We start from the raw sequence: 15,245 nt of genomic DNA on the forward strand, positions 1-15,245 counted from the left end.
GGCTCAGGCCTCCTCGTGAATTTCGGGATGTTCCAGGGAATGTCCGGCAGCGGTCGCTTTCCAGTAATCCGGCAAACTGAGCAGTTCGGCGACGATGAACAGGATGGCACCAACCGGGATAACCGATTGCGTGAACTGCACCGGCATCCAGGTCAGGGCGACGAGCGTATCGCCCTCCAGAACCTCGAGGACTTCAAGACCGGTTTTGGCGAGAAGCACAAAGAAGGCCAGGACGCAGACCTCTGCTACGAGGACCGCGCCCATGCGGGCCGGCATGGGGATCGCGAGGAGAACGCTGTCGAAGCCGATGTGGCGGCGCTTCAAGGCAGCAAGGGCAGCGCCGTAATAGGTAATCCACGACAGCAGGATGGCCGCGATCTCGTCGTACCAGGAGAGCGAGTTATGCGCGAGGCGATAGGCCACCGCGACGATGACAACGACGGTCAGTGCGACCATCAGCAAAATGGTGATCCACTCCAGGAGCCACCCGAGTAGAGACTGCAATCCCCTGAGCATTCGATGATCCGGTCGTCTTGGCGTCGGACGCCCGTCCGCCCTGCCGCTTCCGGCCGGTCGTTACGGTTGCCCGATGCAGGCGTTGAATGGCGTTGTGAAAGGGAGCCCGGGAGAAATCCCGGGCTCTTTTGGCTCTTGTTTTTTAGGTGCCGTCTGCCAGCGAACGGACCGTATCGACCAGTTCCTGTCCGCCTTCGACTTCGGCCGCGAAGTCGTCATAGATCGGCTTGGAGGCCTCGATGAAGGCGGCATTGTCGGCCGTGTTCACCTGGATACCGCCTTCCTTCAGGTTGTTCAGCAGCTCGACCTCCAGCTTGGCAGCTGTGTCATAGACAAAGGCCTGGGTTTCCTTGCCGCATTGTTCCAGCCCTGCCTGGACGTCTTGCGGCAGCTTGGCGAAATGCTTGTCAGAAACGAGCAGATAACCTGGTGTGTAAACGTGACCGGTAATGGACAGGTACTTCTGCACCTCCTGGAACTTCGCAGACCAGATCTGGGCGTAGGGGTTTTCCTGGCCGTCGATCACACCGGTCTGGAGGGCGGTGAAGACCTCCGAGAACGACAAGGGCGTCGGATTGGCACCATAAAGCTTGAACATCTTCACGCGCCATGCGCCCTTCGGCGTGCGCAGCTTGATGCCTTCCAGATCCGCCGGAACGTTGATAGGCCGGACATTGTTGGTGATGTGGCGGAAGCCGTTTTCCCAGATGGCCAGGATCCGGTAGCCCTTTGCCTGCACCGCCGGCTGCAGCGTGCTTTCCAGAATGGCAGCCTCGACCCGCTTCATGTGATCCCGGTCGGAGATGATATAGGGCATTTCAAAGACGCCAAAGACGTCGGAAACAGAAGACATGACCGAAGACGGCAGGGAAAAATCCACCTGACCGAGCTTCAGCTTCTGGAGCAGTTCCTTGTCCTTGCCGAGCTGCGAGGAGCCGAAGGTCTGCACATCCACCTTGCCGGCGAGTTTCTCGTTGGCGCAACGGGCGAATTCATTGGCGCTGGCCTCAAACAGGGAACCGGGCGCTCCCACATGACCGAATTTCAACTCTAATGGATCGGCCAATGCCGGGCTTGCCAGCCCGACCGAAAGTGCCACACCTGCTAAAATCTTGCTGAGTTTCATCGTTTCCTCCCTCGATTTTACTCTGCATCGTCTTCTTGTTTTTGTTGTTTTTCCTTCCATCCGAGCGCCCCGTGAACACGGGATGCTCTTCCTTTTTCAGATCGATCAACTTTTCAGCTTTCATGTGAGACACATGAAAGCCGGTCAATCTTGCGGAATGCTCCGCTTATTCGGCAGCCTCTCCCGCTGCCTGAACCTGTTCACGACCCGTCAGGCTGTCGAGCGCCGCCTGCGCGCCGCCGCGCCGGTACGGGATCCCCGCCAGTTCCATGCCCATTTCGACACCGGACAAAGTGCCCATCAGCATCAGGTCGTTGAAATCTCCCAGGTGACCAATCCTGAACACCCGGTCGGCGAGTTTCGCCAGGCCGTTGCCGAGCGACATATTGAAATTCTCCAGGGTCACTTTCCGGAAATTGTCGGCGCTGTGGCCTTCAGGCACGAAGACTGCGGTCAGGGATCCGGAATAATGCTCCGGATTGGTGCAGACCGTTTCAAGTCCCCAGGCGGCAACCGCCTTGCGTGCCGCGCGTCCATGGCGCTGATGGCGAGCGAAGACGTTGTCGAGGCCTTCCTCGTGCAGCATCTTCACCGCCTCGACCAGCCCGTAAAGCAGGTTGGTGGCAGGCGTATAGGGGAAGTATCCGCTGGCATTCGGACCGGCCATATCCTCCCATGACCAGTAGGACCGCGGCAAAGCTGCCGTTTCCGATGCCTTCTTCGCCTTCTCAGACACGGCATTGAACGACAGCCCCGGTGGAAGCATCAGTCCCTTCTGCGACCCACCGACCGTCACGTCCACTCCCCATTCGTCATGGCAGTAGTCGATGGAGGCCAACGACGAGATGGTGTCGACCATCAGAAGCGCCGGATGACCGGCGGCATCGATCGCCTTGCGGATCTTCGCAATTGGACTGACGCAGCCGGTCGAGGTTTCGTTGTGAACGACACAGACGGCCTTGATCTCATGGCCCGTATCGGCGCGTAGACGTTCCTCGATTGCCTCCGGATCGGCACCAGCCCGCCAATTGCTTTCGATGAATTCGGTGCGGATCCCGAGCCGCCCGGCCAGTTTGTTCCAGAGCGTCGAGAAATGCCCGGTCTCGTACATGAGGACGAGATCGCCCGGCGACAGCGTGTTGACCAGAGCCGCTTCCCAGGCACCAGTGCCGGAACCCGGATAGATCACCACCGTGCCTTCGGTCTTGAAGATGGAGCGCATGCCGTCGAGCGCCTGCCTGCCGACTTCGGCGAAAGCGGGACCGCGGTGGTCGATCGTCGGCATGTCCATGGCCCGCAGAACGCGGTCCGGAACATTCGTCGGACCCGGTATCTGAAGAAAATGCCGCCCAGACGCTGCCATAACTGCCCTCCCGAAAAATTCGCTTGTCCGGCGCACTTGATCGGCGCCCGTTTTCTTCATAATGAATATTGTATTCAAAATTCAAGTCAAGGTCTGATTAACACATGTCGCTGGAAACCGATCTGGAACACCGCCTGAAAAAGGACATCGAAGGTGACGTTTTCTGCGACCGGTTCAGCCGCGGCCGTTACGCCACCGATGCTTCGGTCTACCAGATGTTCCCGCGCGCGGTGGTCGTGCCGAAGAGCTTTGCCGATGTGGAGGCAACGTTGGCGATTGCGCGCGAGGCCGGTGTTCCCGTGCTGCCGCGCGGCGGCGGCACGTCCCAATGCGGCCAGACCGTCAACGATGCGATCGTCATCGATTTTTCCAAGCATCTGAACCGGATCGTCGAGGTCGACCGTGAAAACCGGACCGCTGTCGTGGAGCCGGGGCTGGTGCTCGATCACCTGAATTCCGCGCTGAAGTCGGACGGTCTCTGGTTTCCCGTCGACGTGTCGACTGCTTCGCGGGCCACACTTGGCGGCATGGCCGCGAACAATTCCTGCGGCGCGCGCTCCATCCGCTACGGCATCATGCGCGACAACGTCCGAGCATTGGATGTTCTCCTCGCCGACGGTGGCCAAGCCCGTTTCGAAGAAACCTCCCGCGAAGTTGCCGGTCTGAATGCGCTACGGGACAACCAGCAACTGGTCCGGGACCTTCTGGATCTGGGCGAACGGGAACAGCAGGAAATCAGGACAAAGTTCCCTGACCTCGTCCGCCGGGTCGGCGGCTACAACATCGACGCGCTGATGCCGAACGGTGCGACCAACAAACTGCATGAACTGCTGGTCGGGTCTGAGGGCACCCTTGCGGTGACACGGCAACTGACCCTGAAGCTCTCGCCGGTTCTCGGCAAAAAGGCCCTCGGGCTCTGTCATTTCCCGACCTTCTACGAAGCGATGGACTGTACCCGGCATCTGGTCGAGCTCGGCCCGACGGCGGTTGAACTCATCGACCGCAACATGATCGAGCTCGGCCGGGCGATCCCGATGTTCAAGCCGGTGGTCGATGAATTCGTCCGCGGCGAACCGGCGGCTGTTCTGATGGTGGAATTCGCCGAGGACGATCAGGACGAAAACCTGCGCAGGCTGGCCGCCCTGCACGACCGAATGGCGGACCTCGGTTACAGATGGGGCGATCCGGGCAAGAAGGAAGGCGGTGTCGTGGATGCCGTCGACCCCGCCTTCCAGTCCCGCATCATGGAAGTCCGCAAGCAGGGCCTCAACATCATGATGTCGATGAAGTCCGAGGGCAAACCGGTTTCCTTCATCGAAGATTGCGCGGTCCGTCTGGAGGATCTCGCCGAATACACGGACCGTCTGACCGGTATTTTCAGGAAATACGGCACGGAGGGGACTTGGTACGCCCATGCCTCTGTCGGCACCCTTCACGTCCGCCCGGTCCTGAACCTGAAGCTCGACCAGGACGTGAAAAAGATGCGCGCCATTGCCGAAGAGGCCTTCGAGATGGTGCGCGAGTACAAGGGTTCGCACTCCGGCGAACATGGCGACGGCATTGTGCGCTCCGAGTTCAATGGCCCCATGTTCGGCGATCGGATGATGCGCAACTTCGAATGGGTCAAGGACCGGTTCGATCCGGACGGACTGCTCAATCCTGGCAGGGTCGTTCGCGCCCCAAAGATGGATGACCGCAGTCTAATGCGCTATGCGCCGGATTATTCCGTGCCCGACATCGAGACGGTGTTCGACTGGTCCGACTATCCGGGCTCTGCGGGCGGCTTTCAGGGCGCAGTCGAAATGTGTAACAACAACGGTGCCTGCCGGAAGATCGCCGACGGCGTCATGTGCCCGTCCTACCGGGTGACCCGCAACGAAAAGGACCTCACCCGCGGCCGCGCCAATACCCTGCGGCTTGCTATTTCCGGTCAGCTTGGTCCGGACGCCTTCACCTCCGACGACATGGCCGAAACGCTGAAGCTGTGCGTGTCCTGCAAGGGCTGCCGGCGCGAATGCCCGACGGGCATCGACATGGCGAAAATGAAGATCGAGGTTCTGGCCGCTCGGGCGAAGAAAAATGGTGTCCGCCTGCGCGAGAAACTGGTCGCCTATCTGCCACGCTACGCGCCGGTCGCCTCCCGCCTGCCCTGGCTCATGAACCTGCGCGACCGGATCCCCGGCATGGCTCTTTTGTCTGAGAAAGTGCTCGGTCTGGCGGCCAGCCGCACGCTGCCGCGATGGCAAGGAGACTGGATCCGCCAGCCGCCGGCGTCTCAAGAGACACCGGATGTTCTGCTTTTTGTCGATACCTTCAGCCGCTATTTCGAACCGGAAAACATTCGCGCCGCCGAAACGGTCCTGCAGCGGGCCGGTTTCAAAGTCGGTCAGGCAGTCGCGCAGAACGGCGAACGGCCGCTTTGCTGCGGTCGGACGTTCCTGTCGGCCGGTCTCGCCGAAGATGCCCGGGCTGAAATGCTTCGCACCGTCACGACCCTTGCCCCTGCCCTTGAGCGCGGGGCCACGGTGATCGGGTTGGAGCCATCCTGTGTTCTGACCTTCCGGGATGAGGCCCCGGCCCTTCTCGGCGACGCGTGGAAGGCGGAGTACGCGAACCAATTCCTGCTGTTTGAGGAATTCATCGCCAAGGCTTCGGGCGAAGGCCGGTTCGACCTGCCGCTTGCGCCCCTGCCCCAGCAAAAAGCCCTTGTCCACGGCCATTGCCACCAGAAGGCGTTCAACACCATGGGCGCGCTGCAAAAGACCCTCGGCCTGATCCCGGATCTCAAGGTCGACGTGATCCCGTCGTCGTGCTGCGGCATGGCCGGTAGCTTCGGCTATCAGGCCGAAACCCTTGACATCTCACGGGCCATGGGCGAGTTGAGCCTGCTGCCGCGCATTCGGGAGGCAGACCCGGATACCCTGATCGTCGCCGGCGGCACCTCGTGCCGTCACCAGATAGAGGATGGCGCAAACAGGAAAGCGGTCCATGCGGCGCGCCTGTTGTGTCAGGCGTCCGATCTCGCGCAAGCGGCCATTTAGCAGGATAAGATCATGTCGTTGAACACCGTCATTCCGATCCCCCGCCGCACGCTCCATGACGAGCTGGTGGACCGGTTGCGCCACATGATCATCGAAGGCGAACTGGCTCCGGGAGAAAAGCTGTCGGAAAAGGACATCTGTGCCAGCTTCGACGTATCACGAACGCCGTTGCGCGAAGCCCTGAAGGTGCTCGCCAAGGAAGGACTGATCCAGCTCATCCCGAACCGGGGCGCCACCGTCGCCAAACTGACCATTTCCGATCTCGAGGAAGCCTTTCCGATCATGGGCGCGCTTGAGGCCGTCTCCGGTGAACTGGCCTGCGCCAACATCACGGATCCCGAAATCAGCCGCATGGAGCGGCTGCACAAGGATATGGTCGACTGCTTCAAGGCCCGTGACATGAGCGGCTATTTCCAGCGCAACGAGCTGATCCACAAGCTCATTCTGGATGCGGCGAACAACCCGACTCTTGTCGAAATGCAGCGCAGCCTCTCCGGGCGGATCCGCCGGGCCCGTTACATGGCCAACATGTCGGATGAACGCTGGGCCCAGGCCGTGGCCGAGCATGAAGAAATCCTCAAGGCAACCAAGGAACGAAACGGTCCCCTGCTGGGATCGCTCCTGAAAGCCCACCTGGCCAACAAGCTGGCCTCGGTGCGCGCCGCGCTGGCCGAATAACGTCCGGTTTCCGTTGCGATTACGCCAGCTTCGACAGGCGCTGGAAGAACGACAGGACGACCTGCTTCCGGTCGAGGTTCAGGGCTTCCGTATCCGCCGCCATCCGGTTGGCCGCTTCCCATAATTCGGCAAACGGCAGCATGTCCGCCGCGCGTCCACCGGATACCTGGTGCATCCGTTCATGCAGCCACATGCGCCAGATATGCAGGAATGCGTCCCAGTTGTCGTCCTGGTTCCGGGCCGCGACCAGATCCCCAAGCCCGTGAAGGGCTGCGACATCGACCTTGGGCACCTGTCCGGCCAGTGCGGTGAAGCCTTTGGCGATGGCAAGACCATCCCCGGCTAAAAGCGTCAGGGCCGAGCGCAGACTGCCGTCGGCAAAACGCGTCAATTCTTGCAAGGACTGCGGGTCGACGGTGGCTTGGGGCGCCAGTTCGGACAGGCCTTCGGCAATTTCCGTTTCCCTCAAGGGATCGAGATCAAGCCGCCGGCAGCGCGAGCGGATTGTCGGCAACAGCCGGCCGGGTGCGTGAGACAGGACCAGGAACAGGCAGCGCGCCGGCGGTTCTTCCAGGACTTTCAGCAAGGCATTCGCCGAGCTGATGTTCATATCGTCTGCAGCATCGACGATGCAGATCCGCCATGCGGACGACGACGCGGTGGTTCCGAAAAACGACACCGTCCGGCGCACCTCGTCGACCGGCAGTTCGGTCTTGAAACGCTTCGCCTTGTCGTCCCAGGGGCGGCGCAGATGCAAAAGGTTCGGATTGCCGCCGGATGCCACCTGCTGGAAGACCGGATGGGTCGGCGACAGGCCGAGGTCTGTTGCCTGCGCCACCTCTGCTCCGAACCGGTCCGGATGGGCGATGATGAACCGGGCAAAGTGGTAGGCAAGTGTCGCCTTGCCGATGCCTTTCGGCCCGCCGAGGATCCAGGCATGGTGCAGGCGTTCGGACCGGTACGCGTTGAGCAGCGCCTGTTCCGTCTCCCTGTGACCGATCAGCCGCGCCCGTTCGCGCGGCAAGGGCATCCCGTCCAGCCGGTCGGCTTCCGGGGCATCCATGGCGTCAGCTGCCCGTGCCATCTCCCGCCTCCACCGGCTCGGGTTTCCTGTCAGCGGGCGCCAATTCCTCGGCAAAATGGGAAAGCACGGCCTCCCAGATCTTTTGCTCGACCGCATCGGGGCTTGCACGGCCATCGATCACGGCAAAGCGGTGCGGCTCCTTTCGGGCAAGGTCGAGAAAAAGGATCCTGCGGCGGTCATGCACCTTCATCTCTTCGTTCTCGAACCGGTCGGGCGCCTCTCCTGCTCCGGTCTCGGAGCGGCTGGAGACCCGCGACATGCCGATATCGGCCGGCACGTCGATGAGGATCGTCAGATCCGGACGGACCCCGGCGACGGCCGCGGTTTCCAGCAAATCGAGATAGTTCGGATCGACCCCGGCCTCGCCCTGATAGACGCGGGTTGAATCCGCATACCGGTCGCAAAGCACCCAGTCGCCACGTCCGAGGGCCGGAATGATGGTGGTATCCACGTGATCGGCACGGGCGGCGGCAAACAGCATGGCTTCGCCCCGCGGCCCCAGATCGCGGGCCTCGCCGCTCAGCAGGATCTTGCGGATCTTTTCCGCCCCCGGCGAGCCGCCGGGTTCCCTGGTCACCACCACGGTCAGTCTCAAATCTTCCAGCCGTTTCCGCAACCGGGCGATCTGGGTGGATTTGCCGGCGCCCTCGCCGCCTTCGAAGGTGATGAAACGTCCCTGCACTTATCCGCCAATCCCGGCTTTTGTTCGATTGCCTGTCATAGGATTTCTAAAGCCAGCCGAACAGCAATTCCATCAGTCCGTCCAACGCCTTTTCCTGCATGCTGCCTTCAGGTACCGAGGCGCCGGTTTCCAGGGGCGCGCGATAGACGATCCCGTTCGCGCCGATCACCCGCAGCTCTCCGGTCGCAGTCCCGGCGGTAACCGGCGCAGTCAAGGGGCCGGAGTAAACGACACGCAACCGATAATCCAACGTCGTACCGCGCGGCAACAGCACCGACACATCGCTGCTTGCAATAAGCGGGACTTCGGACTGTGTGCCGCCGAAGACACGGGCATTCGCGATCGTGTCTCCGCGGGAATAGATCTTCGAGATGCCGAAGTACTCCCAAGAGCCTTCGATCACCTCTTTGGCCGCCGCCAGACGGGCCTTGTCGCTGGGAAGCCCGGCAACGGCTGCTATCACCCGCCTGCCGTCACGTTCGACAGAGGCAAGGGCCGCGTAGCCATCCGTTTCGCTCTGCCCGGCCCCGAGGCCGTCCAGTTCCCGGATCTCGCCCAGCAGCGGATCCTTGTTGCGCTGAAAGATCTTGTTCCAGGTGAAATCCGGCTGGGAGAACATCGGATAATAGGCGCGATGATTCTCCACGATGTAATCGCCGAGACGCACCAGATCGCGCACGGTCGTCTTTGCGACCTCGCTCTGATAGCCGGTCGGATTGACGAAGCGGGATCCGGTCATGCCGATGTTCTTCGCAAGGACCGTCATGCGTTCGGCGAATTTCTCCTCGCTGCCATCCAGGCATTCCGCCAGCGCGATCGCCGCATCGTTGCCATGGTGCACGATGAGCCCCTGAAGCAGATCGAGAACTTCAATCTCGGATTTGATGGCCGCGAACATGGTCGTTCCACCGGCCGGAGCACCGCCGGTCCGCCAGGCATGTTCACTGATCCTGCATTTGGTATGGGGCAGGATCTCGCCTTCCGACATGGCCGCGAAGACGGTTGCGGCGGTCATGACCTTCGCCAGCGAACCGGGTTCGAAAGGCTTGTCCGCCTCCTTGGCAAACAGAATGGTTTTGCTTTCGGGTTCGTAGAGATACGCCATCGGCGCATTGGTTTTGAGCGTCTCGGCCCCGGCCTCGGGCACAGGCAACCCCAAGCCGCCAGCCAGCAGGCCGGCCGCCACGGTCAACACTTTGAGATTAAGCACCAACGATTTGCCAGCACACGACATTGGAGCGACCTCCCGAATCCGGGACAAGAGTCGCCTGCCCAGAGGCCGGGTGCAAGCGTTTTCGACCCCGATTCCGGCTGTTTTCAGTTCCCGTTCCGGGCAAGGCGGGACGAGGGCACCGATCCGGCAGCCATGCCGGAAACCGCATCGTAGGCGGCATTGATCCGGTTGTTGGCGCTATAGGACGAAACGGCACTTCCACTCAGCAGATTGCGCGGAGTGCCGGCAGCCGGAACACGCAGGACGCCGAGCGTGCCGGAAGCAGCGCCGGCAGGGGCCGGTTCCGCGTAAGCGGCCGGTTGCGGGCTATAGGCTGTTGCAGCAACCGGGGCTGCCTGCGGCGCATTGGACTGAGAAAACGTATTGAGCGATGCCACAGCGATGGTCGACTGGCTGGACTCGAAAGCCAGCGCCGGATCATAGGCGACCTGATAGGTCGAACCCGTGTGAGACGCAGACGCCAGCAGGACGGATCCGCCGTAGGGCCGCGGCGCCGGTGCAGGTGCCCGACCGAAGACCGGAGCGGGCGGCGTTGCCTGAGCCATGAGGGTACCTGGCACCGTTCCTCCCGGAGTGACGGCTCCCGGACCGCTGTAGGATGCCATCAGGAAGGATTCGTCATGACCGTCCATGCGCGCGCGCCCGACGTATTCAACTTTCACCTTGGCCACACCGTGGCTCTTGGTGTCGAGCATCGTGGCGACGCGTTCGGAAAGGTCGATCACCCGGTTTCCATGGAATGGGCCGCGGTCATTGACGCGAACGATCATGGAGCGGCCGTTGCTCATGTTCGTTACCTTGGCATAAGACGGCAACGGCATGGTGGTGTGGGCCGCAGTCAGCGCATTCCGGTCGAAAATCTCGCCATTTGCGGTTTTGCGGCCGTGGAAAGTCGGACCGTACCAGGATGCCAGGCCGACCTTTTTGTAGTTCGGATCTTCTTTCGGTAGTACCACTTGCCGGCAATCTTGTATTTCTTGCCGACGATGTAGCGTCCGCCGCCTTTCGGCACGGGCTTCCCTTCGGCGACCACTTTCGGGCTGCCTTTGACACCGTATTTCTTCGGGCTGAATTTGGATTTCTGAACCGGACCCGTCGTCCCGCAAGCAGCAAGAAGTCCCGCTGCCATGACGACCAGAATACCGGTTCTGAGTTGCGCACCAAGGGTCGACCACCGGCTCCGATCACCGGTAGCGATCAGCAAGCCGTACTTTTCGGCTGCCGTTTTATCTGGTGCGGCTTTCGAGCAGGCGACCTTAGTGCCACCTTCAACGCCATCCCTAGCATCCCGCCGTCCTACTCACTACGCGTTGGCGGCCCGTGCACACGCGATTCCGTCTAGCACAATAATTCTGGCCTCCGGTTCACTTCGAGTCCCTTTTCCGGACAAATCGAAAGTGCCGAATGACCTGAATGCCCGGCCCCGCTCAGGCATTTGTTTCAGCTACTAGCACAAATGTTCTTACTGTAAAGTGAATGCGACGTCGAGATAGGACAAAGACCTAATGGCGGTTTTCCCAAGACCGGCGCTTTCTTGGGCGTCCCACGTCGCTGTTTTTCGGAGAGAAACACGAATGGCTCCGAGCGCTTTGCCGCCATCGACCTGTTTGTGACGCACGTCACAGAGCGAAATCCAAGACCGACCATAGTGTGTCCTTGTTGCTAGCGACCGCCCTGTCGCGAAGCATGCTGGGTTCACCACCCAGCTTTGGCCGCCGGTCTCTACCCTGCCCACGACACCACGACCGGCGGCCTCCCTTTCTTCCCATACCTCCACACGTCAGCCGGCACGCCTTCCCCCAGGGCGTGTCGGCCTCGTTGGCTCATACCTCTTGACTTTGTCGGCGGAACACTGGAAACGGGACGAACGGAAGAGTGGCCGAGTGGTTGAAGGCACGGTCTTGAAAACCGGCGAGCGTGCAAGCGTTCCGTGGGTTCGAATCCCACCTCTTCCGCCATTTCCCCTATTGCCCGACCGGAGACATGGGTAACAGTTTGTACCGGAGACATAGGTTACAACCTCGTGCCGAACGGGTTGTCGATTGTGTAGCGCGCAATTTCGAATGGCACGGCGCGCAACTTCACTTGGCATCTATTTCGTGAAGACCAGACCGACGCTTTTGCGGACTGATCAGGTCGGTGGGTTGATTGTGACCTTGCCGCCCTTGTGGCCGCATCGGAGCAGACCAGCGCCCTGGCAATGCGCTTTTCCCGGATCACCACATAGCCTGGGCCGTAATGCGCGATCAGGGCGTTGAGATCCAACGCCCGCCCTCGGCCGCACCGTGGGTTGCCGCAATGACCGTACAGGCGGTGATCCGCATCTTTCAGTTCCTGAAGTGTTGCTAACGAACGCAATCGGCCGCCCTGCTTTCCTTGCCCACGAATTGACGCGGCAGGCGCCCGCAACAGGCCACCTACCGCCTCACGATTAAAGCCCGTTTACGCCGCCTTTGAAAGCCGCTCGCTAGCGATCTGGTGATAGGCCTCTTCCCGCTCACACCCCAACAAACCGTCGCCCCGAGCGAAGGGCTGCAACGCCTGTTGTGCCGGAGCCTGCGAAAGGGTCGATGATCGTGCCGGCCGGGCAGACCTGCACCAGCGCGTCCATCAGAGGTAGGGGCTTGCCCGTAGTGTGCAGTTTCGGACCGCCGGCCATCACGCCGTGCCGGATCACACCCGGATAAGTCGGACCGTCCTTGTCATGCCACGGGCCTTTTGAGCCCCACAGAATGAATTCCGCCTGTTGGCGGAACCGCCCCTTCGCCGGCCGGCATGCTTCCGTCTTGTCCAGGGTACGCAGCCGCGATAGGTGAAGCCGGCCGCCTGCACCGCATTGATCATGACGGAAAGCTGCCGCCAGTCGGTGAAGACCAGGAAGGGCGATCCGGGCTTAAGCACACGGTGCGCTTCGGTCAGCCACATGGTCGACCAGAGCATGTAGGAATGCTGGTCCCGGTTCTCGCCGGAAAACTCAGGGTACTTTCCTGGATTGTTGACGTACTTTGCGTTCGCACTATCGCCGGCGCGGTCCTTGGCATGCAAGCCGCCCGAGCTATAGGGCGGGTCGGTTATGAGGGCGTCGTATTGCTCGGCCGATTGATCGGCGAGCCAGATCAGGGCGTCTTGTTGGAACAGTTGCCAGAGCATGTCTTCTCCAAAGGACGGCGCTCTTGGCGTTCGGAGAAGGGCTCGAATGGCCTCAGGGAATTCAAAGTCCCACATCGTGGGCACTTCAGTTCGATAACATCAGCTATCGCTCGTTCTGCTGCCTTGAACAAGAGGCGGCGGCAGCTCCCGCACCTGATTTCCTGCATTCCATCCTATTGAAGACTCGGCCACACTGGCGCGGCTCGCGCGAGCAGCGGGTGTGGCAGTTGTCTCTTGGTGCTGCCGGGCGGGCTGAAGTTTGGCGATGGAGGCCCGCCGTCCGGATCTTCGGGTCCGGACCACCCGTCCCCCTAAATCCTCCGCATGCTACAAACGATCATCATGCGGCTTTCCGCAATGTGACGCGCGTTCCGGGAAGGATGTTTACCGGCGCGCCGTTGTCCTGGTGCAGCCTGGTTGTCACCGCCTGGTTTGTGTCCAAGTCTATGTCGGTGCAGGTCCATTTCTGGAAGAACTCTCCGGCGCCATTTGAGGTCACGCGATCCCAGCCCCAATCGGCATCCGCCAGCGCGCCGTCGATCCCGAGAAAATATCGCGCACGCCGCCGGAAGCACCGGCCCAGCGAACATCGACGATGAGATCGTAACGTCCCGGTTCCGGCACAAGGATCCGTTCCGGGTTAGTGCTGGGATCGTGCGCCTTGCAGGTGTCCTCGACTTCCAGGTCAGACGCCCCGAAGGTGATCGCCTCATAGGGATCGCCGCCATCGTTCGGGATGGCCTGAACGGCCTTTTTGACCAGCTTCACCACCGGCTCATGGAAACCGGCGAACCGCTCTACCTTGACCGTACTGTCCGAACGGCAGTTTTCGGTCTTACAGAGTGCGCCCAGGGTCGGCTCAACATCGTTGAAGAAGGCGTAGTTGACCGAGTTTGTTCCGGAGGTTTCCACGCAGTTAATGAACAGCGTGCCCTGCGGATAGGTCGGGTGGTAATCGTTCTTAAGGTTCGCGAAGGCGGCGACCTTGTCGAAGTCGTCCCACGGGCCATTGTGGCCGGTATCGATGGCTTTCAAATTCATGAAAACGTTGTTGCGCGGAAAGTTCTCGGTCAGTGGCGCCGACGGCCCGGAGCACAGGAAGGCCTGAAGCCCGATCCGCCAGGAAATGCAATCAGCGACCAGGCACTCGACCGCCGTATTCGCCAGTTTCACTGCGTGGTCGTGCGCGTCATATAGGGTCCAGCCCAGGATCTTGCACCGGACATTCCCCGCGCCGCCGGTCACATCGATAAGCTGGCCCGCCAAGCCGCCGACGCCGTTGACCAGGCTCACATCGACGCAACCGCCAAGCACGACGCCGCGACAATGGCGATTGGCCGGCTCCCAAGTGAACAGGACTACGGCTCCTTCGACTGTCGTTGCCGCATTGACCGACAGGGTCACGGTGGTCGAACTGATCCGGGCGAGGATCGTCGCGACCAGATCGGCCCCACCCACACCGGCTCCCTTGACTGTGATCTGCTTGCCCACGTCGGTGCCGACGAAGGCACCGGAATAGGTATAGAGCGTCGGGTATCCGGCGGTCATCTTGCCGTCCGACGAATTGATCACCTGAACGCCAATGTCATGAAACCGGATGCCTTCGACCACAAGGTCGGTGCAATAATCGAAGGTGATTGACTGGATAGTGTCGTCGATCGTGACCGTCATGTCCCGACGAACGGCAAACATATCGTGCGCGTAAGGCCGGACCACCGTCGACGTCTTGTCGAGGTAGGCGAAATGTAGGCCCTGGCCGCTGTCGTCGCCGAAAACTTCGAGATCGGCAAAATAATGGTTCTTGCCGCGAACGACGCGGAAGGTGAAAGCGTTGTTCAGGTAGCCGTTTTCGTAGTGCGGAAGGACAAGGCCGTCGTTTTCGCCGTTGCCATTCCGGTCGAACGCGACCTGCATCATTGTCAGATTATCGCAATCGACGGCCTCGAAGGTCATTCGGAAGCCTTCTTCACCGGCCCCAAGCTGCTTAATCTTCAGGAAGCTCCAGTTCAGGCCGGCGACCCCGGTCAGCTTGCCGTTGACGCCGTAGGTTTCGAAGTCGCCGGTCAGCCGGTAGCCGGAGTTGATCGCGTTCTGGATCGCCGCCCGGTTGTCGTTGTCCGCGCCGTTGACTGCGCCGAAGCACTTTACGCTCGGCCACTTTTCCGACAGCACCCAGATCTTGCCATCATTAGAAATGATGTAACCGGCATGGGCCGGCACGGACGCGCCCTTGTGGTAATACCCGCCACCGCCATCGCCTGGTGCGCCATAGCCCATGATCCGCACTGACGTTACAATCGTCTGCAACATTAGCGCCTTCGAGAGTGGCCTTGTCGGCGAAAACAAAGGTACCGATTAGGTTTTGAACCTG

The 15,245-nt window shown here is 61.0% G+C and carries 13 protein-coding genes and 1 tRNA gene; 3 read left to right on the top strand and 11 right to left on the bottom strand.

All coding sequences use genetic code 11. The features are described 5' to 3' along the window. Nucleotides 1–3: 3 nt before the first annotated feature. From ABIN98_RS26910 to ABIN98_RS26920, 3 genes are all read right to left on the bottom strand, one after another. Nucleotides 4–516 (bottom strand): TRAP transporter small permease subunit, encoded by a 513-nt coding sequence (locus tag ABIN98_RS26910; RefSeq protein ID WP_346914998.1) that lies wholly within the window; start codon nucleotides 514–516, stop codon nucleotides 4–6. 142 nt (nucleotides 517–658) lie between these two features. Further along, entirely contained in the window at nucleotides 659–1,642 is a 984-nt protein-coding gene (locus ABIN98_RS26915) for a TRAP transporter substrate-binding protein (RefSeq protein WP_346915000.1), read from the bottom strand. 166 nt (nucleotides 1,643–1,808) lie between these two features. After that, nucleotides 1,809–3,005: an aminotransferase class V-fold PLP-dependent enzyme gene (locus ABIN98_RS26920; protein WP_346915002.1), complete on the bottom strand. Its 1,197-nt coding sequence runs from the start codon at nucleotides 3,003–3,005 to the stop codon at nucleotides 1,809–1,811. A 104-nt stretch (nucleotides 3,006–3,109) separates the two neighbouring features. Between ABIN98_RS26920 and ABIN98_RS26925 the strand changes: the two genes are divergently transcribed. Beyond that, nucleotides 3,110–6,046 carry an FAD-linked oxidase C-terminal domain-containing protein gene (locus tag ABIN98_RS26925; RefSeq protein WP_346915004.1) on the top strand — a complete coding sequence of 979 codons (2,937 nt, stop codon included), beginning with the start codon at nucleotides 3,110–3,112 and terminating at the stop codon, nucleotides 6,044–6,046. Between the two features lie 12 nt (nucleotides 6,047–6,058). Then, nucleotides 6,059–6,724, top strand: coding sequence for a GntR family transcriptional regulator (locus ABIN98_RS26930; RefSeq protein ID WP_346915006.1), 666 nt, complete (start codon nucleotides 6,059–6,061; stop codon nucleotides 6,722–6,724). Nucleotides 6,725–6,743: 19 nt separating this feature from the next. Here the strand turns inward: ABIN98_RS26930 and ABIN98_RS26935 are convergent, their stop codons facing one another. The 4 genes from ABIN98_RS26935 to ABIN98_RS26950 form a co-directional block, all read right to left on the bottom strand. Next, on the bottom strand, nucleotides 6,744–7,808 hold the full coding sequence (locus ABIN98_RS26935) for a DNA polymerase III subunit delta' (protein ID WP_346915008.1): 1,065 nt from the start codon (nucleotides 7,806–7,808) through the stop codon (nucleotides 6,744–6,746). Further along, the gene (gene tmk / locus ABIN98_RS26940) at nucleotides 7,792–8,490 is read right to left on the bottom strand and encodes a dTMP kinase (protein WP_346915010.1); all 699 of its coding nucleotides are present in this window, start codon (nucleotides 8,488–8,490) and stop codon (nucleotides 7,792–7,794) included. The genes ABIN98_RS26935 and tmk overlap by 17 nt, the downstream gene beginning before the upstream one ends. Before the next feature lie 46 nt (nucleotides 8,491–8,536). Then, nucleotides 8,537–9,700, bottom strand: coding sequence for a D-alanyl-D-alanine carboxypeptidase family protein (locus ABIN98_RS26945; RefSeq protein ID WP_346915012.1), 1,164 nt, complete (start codon nucleotides 9,698–9,700; stop codon nucleotides 8,537–8,539). 107 nt (nucleotides 9,701–9,807) lie between these two features. Next, nucleotides 9,808–10,680, bottom strand: a complete 873-nt coding sequence (locus ABIN98_RS26950; RefSeq protein WP_394701633.1) for a septal ring lytic transglycosylase RlpA family protein — start codon at nucleotides 10,678–10,680, stop codon at nucleotides 9,808–9,810. Between the two features lie 913 nt (nucleotides 10,681–11,593). Here ABIN98_RS26950 and ABIN98_RS26955 point away from each other — a divergent pair. Further along, nucleotides 11,594–11,682: transfer RNA gene (locus tag ABIN98_RS26955), tRNA-Ser, on the top strand. A 539-nt stretch (nucleotides 11,683–12,221) separates the two neighbouring features. On the opposite strand, the gene ABIN98_RS26960 is transcribed toward ABIN98_RS26955, so the two are convergent. The 4 genes from ABIN98_RS26960 to ABIN98_RS26975 form a co-directional block, all read right to left on the bottom strand. Then, on the bottom strand, nucleotides 12,222–12,383 hold the full coding sequence (locus ABIN98_RS26960) for a DNA methyltransferase (protein WP_346915384.1): 162 nt from the start codon (nucleotides 12,381–12,383) through the stop codon (nucleotides 12,222–12,224). 14 nt (nucleotides 12,384–12,397) lie between these two features. Further along, nucleotides 12,398–12,874: a DNA methyltransferase gene (locus tag ABIN98_RS26965; RefSeq protein ID WP_346915014.1), complete on the bottom strand. Its 477-nt coding sequence runs from the start codon at nucleotides 12,872–12,874 to the stop codon at nucleotides 12,398–12,400. Further along, nucleotides 12,841–13,041: a Com family DNA-binding transcriptional regulator gene (locus ABIN98_RS26970; RefSeq protein WP_394701634.1), complete on the bottom strand. Its 201-nt coding sequence runs from the start codon at nucleotides 13,039–13,041 to the stop codon at nucleotides 12,841–12,843. The genes ABIN98_RS26965 and ABIN98_RS26970 overlap by 34 nt, the downstream gene beginning before the upstream one ends. A gap of 328 nt (nucleotides 13,042–13,369) precedes the next feature. Continuing rightward, nucleotides 13,370–15,184, bottom strand: a complete 1,815-nt coding sequence (locus ABIN98_RS26975) for a hypothetical protein (RefSeq protein WP_346915016.1) — start codon at nucleotides 15,182–15,184, stop codon at nucleotides 13,370–13,372. Between the last annotated feature and the right edge of the window lie 61 nt (nucleotides 15,185–15,245).

It is taken from the genome of uncultured Roseibium sp., assembly GCF_963675095.2.
In the GTDB taxonomy this organism is placed as follows: Bacteria; Pseudomonadota; Alphaproteobacteria; order Rhizobiales; family Stappiaceae; genus Roseibium.